4 protein-coding genes and 1 pseudogene are annotated in these 9,944 nt (G+C 57.0%); 2 read left to right on the top strand and 3 right to left on the bottom strand.

Going from position 1 to position 9,944, the window contains the following annotated elements; genetic code table 11:
- Positions 1–3,112 (bottom strand): annotated as a pseudogene (locus HQN87_RS32815) (hypothetical protein); the annotation flags it as partial.
- A gap of 697 nt (positions 3,113–3,809) precedes the next feature.
- Here HQN87_RS32815 and HQN87_RS24045 point away from each other — a divergent pair.
- Together HQN87_RS24045 and HQN87_RS24040 are read left to right on the top strand one after the other, a co-directional pair.
- The gene (locus HQN87_RS24045) at positions 3,810–4,211 is read left to right on the top strand and encodes a hypothetical protein (RefSeq protein ID WP_173138476.1); all 402 of its coding nucleotides are present in this window, start codon (positions 3,810–3,812) and stop codon (positions 4,209–4,211) included.
- Positions 4,208–5,959 (top strand): tetratricopeptide repeat-containing glycosyltransferase family 2 protein, encoded by a 1,752-nt coding sequence (locus tag HQN87_RS24040; RefSeq protein WP_173138474.1) that lies wholly within the window; start codon positions 4,208–4,210, stop codon positions 5,957–5,959. The genes HQN87_RS24045 and HQN87_RS24040 overlap by 4 nt, the downstream gene beginning before the upstream one ends.
- 46 nt (positions 5,960–6,005) lie before the next feature.
- Here HQN87_RS24040 and HQN87_RS33105 read toward each other — a convergent pair whose 3' ends face one another.
- Entirely contained in the window at positions 6,006–7,961 is a 1,956-nt protein-coding gene (locus HQN87_RS33105; protein WP_216857429.1) for a YncE family protein, read from the bottom strand.
- A 53-nt stretch (positions 7,962–8,014) separates the two neighbouring features.
- Positions 8,015–9,928 carry a YVTN family beta-propeller repeat protein gene (locus HQN87_RS33100; RefSeq protein WP_216857428.1) on the bottom strand — a complete coding sequence of 638 codons (1,914 nt, stop codon included), beginning with the start codon at positions 9,926–9,928 and terminating at the stop codon, positions 8,015–8,017.
- Between the last annotated feature and the right edge of the window lie 16 nt (positions 9,929–9,944).

The raw sequence follows: 9,944 nt of genomic DNA, 5'->3' as shown, positions 1-9,944 counted from the left end.
CACCAGTAGTGCCTGTTTCACCGGTAGCCCCCGTCTCGCCGGTAGCCCCGGTTTCACCAGTAGCCCCAGTCTTACCAGTAGCCCCAGTAGCCCCGGTCGCACCAGTAGCGCCGGTCACGCCAGTCGCACCCGTTTCACCGGTAACCCCGGTCACGCCAGTCGCCCCCGTCGCACCAGTCGCTCCCGTCTCCCCGGTCGCACCAGTCGCTCCCGTCGCCCCGGTCGCACCAGTCGTCCCGGTCGCACCAGTAGCTCCGGTCGCACCAGTAGCTCCGGTCGCACCAGTAGCTCCGGTCGCACCAGTCGCCCCGGTTGCACCAGTCGCCCCGGTTGCACCAGTAGTCCCGGTTGCACCAGTAGCCCCGGTTGCACCAGTAGCCCCGGTTGCACCAGTGGCCCCGGTCACGCCAGTGGCCCCCGTCTCGCCGGTAGCACCCGTCGCACCAGTGGTGCCCGTCTCGCCAGTGGCCCCGGTAGCCCCGGTCTCACCAGTAGCCCCGGTTGCACCAGTAGTGCCTGTTTCACCGGTAGCCCCCGTCTCGCCGGTAGCCCCGGTTTCACCAGTAGCCCCAGTCTTACCAGTAGCCCCAGTAGCCCCGGTCGCACCAGTAGCGCCGGTCACGCCAGTCGCACCCGTTTCACCGGTAACCCCGGTCACGCCAGTCGCCCCGGTCTCACCAGTCGTCCCGGTCGCACCAGTAGCGCCGGTCGCACCAGTAGCTCCCGTCTCCCCGGTTGCACCAGTAGCCCCCGTCGCACCAGTAGCTCCCGTCTCCCCGGTAGCCCCCGTCTCGCCGGTAGCCCCGGTTGCACCAGTAGTGCCTGTTTCGCCGGTAGCTCCGGTCTCGCCGGTAGCTCCGGTCTCGCCGGTAGCTCCGGTCTCGCCAGTCGCACCCGTCTCACCAGTAGCCCCGGTCACGCCAGTAGCGCCAGTCTCACCAGTAGCCCCGGTAGCACCAGTAGTGCCTGTTTCGCCGGTAGCCCCGGTCTCGCCAGTAGCCCCCGTTTCACCAGTAGCTCCGGTCTCACCAGTAGCCCCGGTCTCTCCGGTAGCCCCCGTCTCGCCGGTAGCGCCGGTCGCACCAGTCGCACTAGTCGCCCCAGTAGTGCCAGTAGCGCCAGTCTCTCCGGTAGCCCCGGTCTCTCCGGTAGCCCCGGTCACGCCAGTCGCACCCGTCGCACCAGTCGTTCCGGTCTCACCAGTAGCTCCGGTCGCACCAGTAGCCCCCGTCTCTCCGGTAGCCCCCGTCTCGCCGGTAGCGCCGGTCGCACCAGTAGCACCAGTCGCCCCAGTCGCCCCAGTAGCGCCAGTAGCGCCAGTAGCGCCAGTCTCGCCGGTAGCCCCGGTTTCGCCAGTCGCCCCGGTTTCACCGGTAGCCCCGGTCTCGCCAGTCGCACCCGTCGCACCAGTCGTTCCGGTCTCACCAGTAGCTCCGGTCTCACCAGTAGCCCCCGTCTCACCAGTAGCCCCCGTCTCGCCGGTAGCGCCGGTCGCACCAGTAGCACCAGTCGCCCCAGTAGTGCCAGTAGCGCCAGTCTCACCGGTAGCCCCGGTCTCGCCAGTCGCACCCGTCGCACCAGTCGTTCCGGTCTCACCAGTAGCCCCCGTCTCTCCGGTAGCCCCCGTCTCGCCGGTAGCACCAGTCGCCCCAGTCGCCCCAGTAGCGCCAGTAGCGCCAGTAGCGCCAGTAGCGCCAGTCTCGCCGGTAGCCCCGGTTTCGCCAGTAGCCCCGGTTTCACCGGTAGCCCCGGTCTCGCCAGTCGCACCCGTCGCACCCGTCGTTCCGGTCTCACCAGTAGCTCCGGTCTCACCAGTCGCACCAGTGGTGCCCGTCTCGCCAGTGGCCCCGGTCTCACCAGTAGCCCCCGTCTCGCCGGTAGCTCCGGTTTCACCAGTAGTGCCTGTTTCGCCGGTAGCCCCCGTCTCGCCGGTAGCCCCGGTTTCACCAGTAACCCCCGTCTCGCCGGTAGCCCCGGTTTCACCAGTAGCCCCCGTCTCGCCGGTAGCCCCGGTTTCACCAGTAGCCCCCGTCTCGCCGGTAGCCCCGGTTTCACCAGTAGCCCCAGTCTCACCAGTAGCCCCAGTATCCCCGGTCGCACCAGTAGCGCCGGTCTCGCCAGTCGCACCCGTTTCACCGGTAACCCCGGTCACGCCAGTCGCCCCCGTCGCACCAGTCGTTCCGGTCTCACCAGTAGCTCCGGTCTCACCAGTCGCACCAGTCTCCCCAGTCGCTCCCGTCGCACCAGTGGCCCCCGTCCCGCCAGTGGTCCCGGTCTCGCCAGTAGCCCCAGTCGCTCCCGTCGCACCAGTGGCCCCCGTCCCGCCAGTGGTCCCGGTCTCGCCAGTAGCCCCAGTCTCGCCAGTGGAACCCGTCGCCCCAGTAGCCCCGGTCGCCCCAGTAGCCCCGGTCGCCCCAGTAGCCCCAGTCTCGCCAGTGGCACCAGTCTCACCGGTAGCCCCGGTCTCGCCAGTGGCCCCCGTCTCGCCAGTAGCACCCGTCGCACCAGTGGTGCCCGTCTCGCCAGTGGCCCCAGTGGCCCCGGTTGCACCGGTAGCCCCAGTCTCACCAGTCTCACCAGTCTCACCAGTCTCCCCAGTAGCCCCAGTAGCCCCAGTAGCGCCGGTCACGCCAGTCGCACCCGTCGCACCAGTCGTCCCGGTCTCACCAGTGGCTCCGGTCTCACCAGTAGCGCCAGTCTCCCCGGTAGCCCCGGTCTCACCAGTGGCCCCCGTCTCTCCGGTAGCCCCGGTAGCCCCAGTAGCCCCAGTCTCGCCAGTGGCACCCGTCGCACCGGTAGCCCCGGTCACGCCAGTAGCCCCGGTCTCGCCAGTAGCCCCGGTCACGCCAGTAGCCCCCGTATCGCCAGTAGCCCCGGTCTCACCAGTAGCCCCAGTCTCGCCAGTGGCACCAGTCTCGCCAGTGGCACCAGTCTCGCCAGTGGCACCAGTCGCCCCGGTAGCCCCGGTCTCGCCAGTAGCTCCGGTCGCCCCAGTAGCTCCCGTCGATCCGGTCGCCCCAGTTGCTCCCGTCGATCCAGTTCTGCCGGTAGACCCTTTCCCCGAAAGTCCCGTATGCCCCGTATGTCCAGTAGCCCCCGTGGGTCCCGTTATGCCGGTAGCCCCCGTAGCTCCCGTAGTACCGGTGGTCCCCGTTAGACCAGTAGCTCCCGTAGTGCCAGTGGCTCCCGTTACACCCGTTACTCCAGTAGCCCCTGTGGGCCCCGTCGATCCGGTAGCGCCAGTTCTGCCGGTAGCCCCTTTCCCAGAAAGCCCCGTATGTCCTGTATGCCCCGTAGCGCCAGTAGGCCCCGTAACTCCCGTAACCCCGGTAGTCCCTGTAGTCCCCGTCGCGCCCGTCGCGCCTGTCGCCCCAGTGGTCCCTGTCGTGCCAGTAGTTCCCGTATTTCCCGCAGTTCCAGCTCTGCCGGTAGACCCGCGCCCCGAAAGTCCCGTATAGCCCGTATGCCCCGTCGCGCCAGTGGGCCCTGTAGGCCCGGTTGGGCCTGTGGGCCCCGTATCCGCGGTAGTAGCCAGAATAATCGTGTCTGTTACTCCCGTAGGTCCTGTAATTCTTTCGAGATTACCCACAATATCACTCCTTCCACAACGCCTTAATACTCTGAGTGCCTTGAATATGAGATCAGTATTTGTTGCCGGATTCATATTCAACTCTGTAGGGAAAGTTTATTCTGAGACTGCTTAAATACAACCATAACGTGGTTTGGTACGATAATTTCTCTCCAAAGTCTATGGGGGTGCATAAGGTATATGGATGTTACGGATTTTGATACATGAGGGAGTGCTTATCTTGTCAAATGTAAATGTTCGTCATGAACATGAAGGTCAAACAACTGCCTTTTTTTCAGGACCGGAAGACCGTTCTATTTCCATACGTATGCTTTTGCAGCGCTTTGAGGATACAGGCATTGAGGATGAACGGCTGCTGACCCTTGCTGTACATGCTTATGATTCCGGGCACTATATCCGGTCGGCTTCTTTATTTGACCAATTTCCGCCATCCTCACCGCTATATGCCCTTGCCAAGCTGGGAGGAGCGCTTTCGCACCTGTCCCAGGCTGTAGGGGTAAGCCGTAGCTGGCGAACAACGGATTCTCAGGATCAACATAACCATAATAAGATCAGTAACTTGGAAGCCATTGAACATAAACTCCGGCAATTAATAGCGAAGCAAAGAGGAGGCCGTTCATGAGTAAACCTTCGATTTCTCTTTGTATGATTGTACGGGATGAAGAAGAGTTACTGCCGCGTTGCCTGGACAGTGTCAGAACACTGACGGACGACATCATCATCGTGGATACGGGCTCCGCGGATGGAACAATAGAGATAGCGGAGAGGTACGGAGCCAGAGTGATCCGTCATGTCTGGCAGAATGATTTTGCAGAGGCGCGCAATGTGGGCTTGGAAGCAGCAACCGGCGATTGGATTATATTCCTCGATGCGGATGAGGTCTTGGACCCGTACAGATGCGAACTGATTACTAGTTATATGAGCCATACCGAAATAGAAGGAATTCTATTTCAAATACACAGTTACTTGGATGAGCAGGTGCCGTGGCAGACCATGATCACTCCGGCATTGAGAATGTTCCGGAATCGCCCGGAGTACCGGTTCCGAAATGCCATACATGAACAAATCATTGATAGCATTGCCTCCCACAAGCCTGATGCTGCTCTGGGCCAATCGGATCTGATCATCCACCATTTCGGCTCTGATCCCAAACGCATGGCTTCCAAACAAAAAATAAAACGAAACAGAACCGCCTTATCCGGTGTGTTGAAAAAGGAACCAACCAATTCCTACCAGATTTATAATTTAGCGGTGAACTATTGTCAGACTCATGAGCTTGAACAAGCGGTTCTTCTCTTCCGGCAATGCCGCCAGTACGATCGGCAGGATTCTCCCTGCCGTTCAGCATCTTACTTACATGAGACCATCTGTCTGTTTCGTCTGCACAGAACGCATGAGGCGATAGCGGCGGCGAATGAAGGGATAGGTGAATACGATAACTATACCGATTTGTATCACTGGCTTGGAATTCTTCATCTGCAAACAGGAGACACGAAGAGGGCAGAGGACATGTTTATCCATGCCCTTAAGCTGGGGGATGCGGTGAATTATGTGTCTCACAAGGGTACCGGAACCTTCCGTACCCGGTGGCTGCTCGGTAGCCTTAAGCACCATACAGGAGCTTATGATCTGGCCATACAGCAATACACGCTGGCATTGGATTGGGAGCCCTTGTTCTCCCCGGCGTTGCGGGATCTTGCCCGTTTGCTGAGATGCTGTAACCGGGAAGAGGAGCTTTCCCAGCTGCTCTTGCGGCACATGAACTTACATGGAACCCAAATGATGTCTCCGCTCCTTGCCATTCTGACCGAAGTGGATAGTTACCAGACGATTTTGTCCTTACTTGACAGGCGGGGTCCGGGTGAAGAGTCCTATGGGGAAGCAGTAATACATTTTCGTGCCTTGTTATTGTCAGGCAAGCTGACCGAAGCGGAACAATATGTTACAGCCAATTCTATTCTGTCGCAGAACATGCAGCACCAATTAGAGATGGAACAGTGGATCCTGTGGATGAAAAAGGGGGTCCCTATTGAAATTCTTAAGTATCCTTTTACAGGAGAAAACATGGAGAACGAAAATGCTGCTGCCGCCTGGTTGTCATTCGCAGCCAAAGCAGCCTTGGTGAATGGTCATGCACATACTGCGCGATCCATTACCGGGAGGTGGCAAACTGCCGTTCACCGGGAACCCCGTGCCATACAGAACAAGCAGGCCTGCACAGGGCTGATTCAGACGTTGCTATATATGACGGATGTATGCTTGAAGGAAGCCGGAACACTGCTTATAGAGCAAGAAACGCAGCAATTGCTGCGGGAGATCAGAATCAGTATGTGTACTGAAGATATGCTTGAACAGATACAGTCTATCTGAGAAAAATGCCTCCATTCTCAAAATGATGGAATGGAGGTCTTCAGCATCAGGATCGACTGCTGTATGCCGCGGCAATACCTTGAACATTGCCTCCGATATTAATCGAATTGCCCGCTGAATAGGTCAGGAGATTGACGGGATGGACATATTGATGTTCGGAAACATAAGCCTTGGTACTATCGGGCGTAATGGCAACTTGCAAAGCAACGGGAAGTTCAACGAAATGAGAGGTATCGTTGTTCCCCGTTTCGATGATTTGCAGTCCGGGGAACTGGTCATCGTCACCCGCAATAGTTACACATACTTTGGACTGATCTGGCGTCAATGCAATATGCCGTTCTCCTTTATAACTGGGCAGATACCAAGGGCCCTCATGACCTTCTCCCCAAATCCGGATTTTCACCAGCTCGTTAGAGGATGGGTTTTTCATAATATAAAGCAAATTATCGCTGCCCTCCAAATAGATGCCGGAGACCCAGCCGTCTGTATAGTAAGGAATAATAGGCGTAAATTGTCCTGCCTCCGTAAGGGTGAAGCGCGCAAAGCGGTCCTTCTGGAAAATAAGAAACATCTGACCGTCTGATGAATTGGCAAGAGGGTTACGCTGAGGCTCCTCTACAAAGTTATAGGTATAACCGGTGTTGATGACTTGCTCGTTTTTGACGGAGATAGCATATACTTCCCCTTGGTCTCCTTGATCGAGCCGGGTAGCCACAAATATAAACCAGCTCTTGGGAGAAGCGAGCAGGGCAAAGGGATGGCCGCTCCCCACGGATACAGTGGTCAGAACTCGCCGATTAACGTTATCGATAACGGTGACGCTGCGGGAATCGTAGTTGGCTACATAGGCTTTGGAGTTATCCGGCGTCACAACAACAGCAGCCGGGTTAGCCCCTACGTTCAGAGTAGCAGTAACAAGATTAGTAGTGGTGTCGATCAACGAAACGGTATTATCTTGCGCATTCACCACATACAGAGTGGCTCCGTCCGGCGATTTGGCTACTGCGCCAGGCCCGCGTCCAACCTCAATCGTCTGGATAATGGCGTTGGATGCAGTATCTACTACAGCCACATGACCTTTGCTTAGTCCATCATCTTCAGCAGGACGGTAGGACACATACAAGTAAGCTGGCGGCGATACATTGTTGAATACAATAGTAGACATATCCGTTTCCAGAACCTGCGTGGTTGCCTGAATGTTAATGAAGGAGCTGATGCGGGCTTGAAGGGTATACGTATGTGAGCCTTCGGGCGGCGCATCCACATAGAAGAAGCGGATTAGATCCTTGAAAGGGAGCTTCTTCAGAGCAAGATAGCCGAAGGTGCTGTTGCTGGAATAAATTTCAGTGCCGTTACGGAGGATCTGGAAATCAATGGATATCGAGGTTTCGCTGGTTTCCCCGCTTGCCCAGGAGAGCAGAAAAGAAACATCGACTTTGACAGACTGGTTAGTCCCGATACTCAGAAAAGGAACGGTACTCAGCGTCACCCAGGGAGCAGGTGCACCAAGAGGCAAGGTTATGGACACATCCGACCGGGCATAACCGATATAGTTGGAGGCTCCGGTGGCCCCTCTGGGACCATTCGAACCAGTATAACCTGTCGTTCCTGTAACCCCCTCAAGGCCACTGAGACCTGTAACCCCTGCGGGTCCCTGATTTCCAGTGGGTCCACTGATGAGGCCTGTTGCTCCTGTTACCCCGGTAAGCCCCGTGGACCCTGAAGGCCCGGTTTCGCCGTCAGGTCCCGTTATACCTGTAAGCCCATCCGGGCCAGGGTTCCCCGTCATTCCGGTAAGCCCGGTCGGTCCGGTAGGTCCGGGATCACCGGGGTCTCCTGTGCCGCCGGGCCGGCCTGTTGATCCGGTGGGCCCCGTTGGGCCTGTCGGTCCGGTGGGGCCCACCACTCCATCCTCTTGGGGTTGTGAGCCTTCCCGGATCACTTCCTGATCATTCTCACCGGTTATTCCGGTAAATATTGGCTTGCTTTGCTTATCATCCACAATGCACAACTCCTTATTCTAAACTCTCAGGTTCATAGAGCATGTGTGCCTGGTTAAGAAGAGCGCGTATTATAAGCAGCAGACATCCCTTGCACGCTGCCTCCGATATAAACGGCGCTCAGAGCGGTATATCCCAAAATATCGACGGGATGGACATATTGATTCTCAGAAACATAAGCCTTGGCGCTGTCCGGGGTGATCTCAACCAGGTTGGCCACAGGAAGCTGGATGAAATGGGATTGGTCATTATTTGCGGTCTCAATGACTTGCAGTCCGGGGAACTGGTCATCGTCGCCCACAATGGTCACACATACCTTGGACTGATCTGGTGTTAATGCAATATGCCGCTGTCCTCTGTAACTGGGCAGATACCAGGGCCCATCATAGCTTCCGCCTATAAGCCTGACTTTCACCAGCTGGTTAGAGACAGGGGAATTCATAATATAGATTACATTGTCGCTGCCCTCCAAATAGATGCCGGAGGTCCAGCCTTTGACATAATAAGGAACAATAGGCGTGAAGTCCCCTGATTCGGTTAAGGTGAAACGCGCAAACTGGTTCCTCTGGAAAATAAGAAACGTCTGGCCATCCGATGAATTGGCAAGAGGGTTGCGCTGAGGGACCTCTACAAAGTCATAGGTGTAGCCGGTGTTGATGACTTGCTCATTCTTGACGGAGATGCCGTATACTTCCCCTTGGCCTCCTTGGTCGAGCCGGGTAGCCACAAATATAAACCAGCTCTTGGGAGAAGCGAGCAGGGCAAAGGGATGGCCGTTCCCCACAGAGACAGTGGTTAATACTTTACGGGCAGCGTGGTCAATAATGGTCACATTGCCTGAATCTGAATTGGCGACATAAGCCTTGGAATTGTCAGGCGCCACGACGATCGCGGTTGGGTTACTCCCCACAGACAAGGTTGCCGTTACTTGATTGGTGGAGGTATCAATCAGGGAAACAGTATCATCCCCGGAGTTGGCCACATAGAGGATTGCTCCATCGGGTGATTTGGCCACTGCGCCCGGTCCGCGGCCTACCTCAATAGTCTGTACGACCGAATCGGTACGGGTATCGACCACCGCCACGTGCCCCTTTTCCTGATTGTCTTGCGGACGGTAAGACACATATAGATAGGTGGAGAAGCTTTTGTTATTGAAAGCAACGGCAGCCATATCCGTTTCCAGTATTTTTAAAGTATTCTGGACATTAGAGAATCCCGTAGTGCGAACCTGCAGGGAGTACGTATAGGCCCCGCTGCCGGGCACATCCACATAGAACAGATCGATCAGTTCCTTGTTGTTCATCTTACTGTTGGTGTAAAAGCCGTAGGTACTCAAGCTCTTATAGATCATATTTCCATTCCGCAGCAGCTGGTACTCAATACTTAAAGAGGTGGCATCTGTATTCACACTGTCCCAGGATAGAAGGAAGGAGGCGTCGATCTTAACTGCCTGATTGTTCTTCAAATACAGGAAGGGAACTGTATTTATGGTCATCCAGGGTGCAGTAGCGGAGAGCAGTAGCGGCACCGCCGTTGAAGAGCGGGCATTGTTAATATAGCTGTAAGGCCCAGTCGCTCCGCGAGCACCGGCGGACCCTGTAGAACCAGTTGCCCCCAAGGCTCCCACGGGTCCTTGAGTTCCGGAAGAGCCTGTCGGTCCAGTAGCACCAGTAGCACCAGTAGCGCCAGTAGCACCTGTTTCTCCTGTGTGTCCGGTGGAGCCTGTTGCTCCCGTAGCTCCGGTAGCCCCGGTCTCTCCTGTCGGACCGGTGGGACCGGTGGGACCGGTTGCTCCCGTAGCACCAGTAGCGCCAGTTCCTCCTGTAGAGCCTTGGTGCCCCCGGTGCCCGGGTCTGCCCGGGTCACCTTCATCTCCAGGATCCCCAGTTTCCCCTGTCGGTCCCGTGATTCCTGTAGAATCGGCTAGCGCGGGCGATATAAGATATTGATTTTTCATAATCTCATCCACGTGTGCACAACCCCTC

Source organism: Paenibacillus tritici (assembly GCF_013204885.1).
Taxonomy (GTDB): Bacteria; Bacillota; Bacilli; order Paenibacillales; family Paenibacillaceae; genus Paenibacillus_AQ; species Paenibacillus_AQ tritici.
Note: the sequence above shows the minus strand (reverse complement) of the source record. Positions and strands in the feature narration are given on the sequence as shown.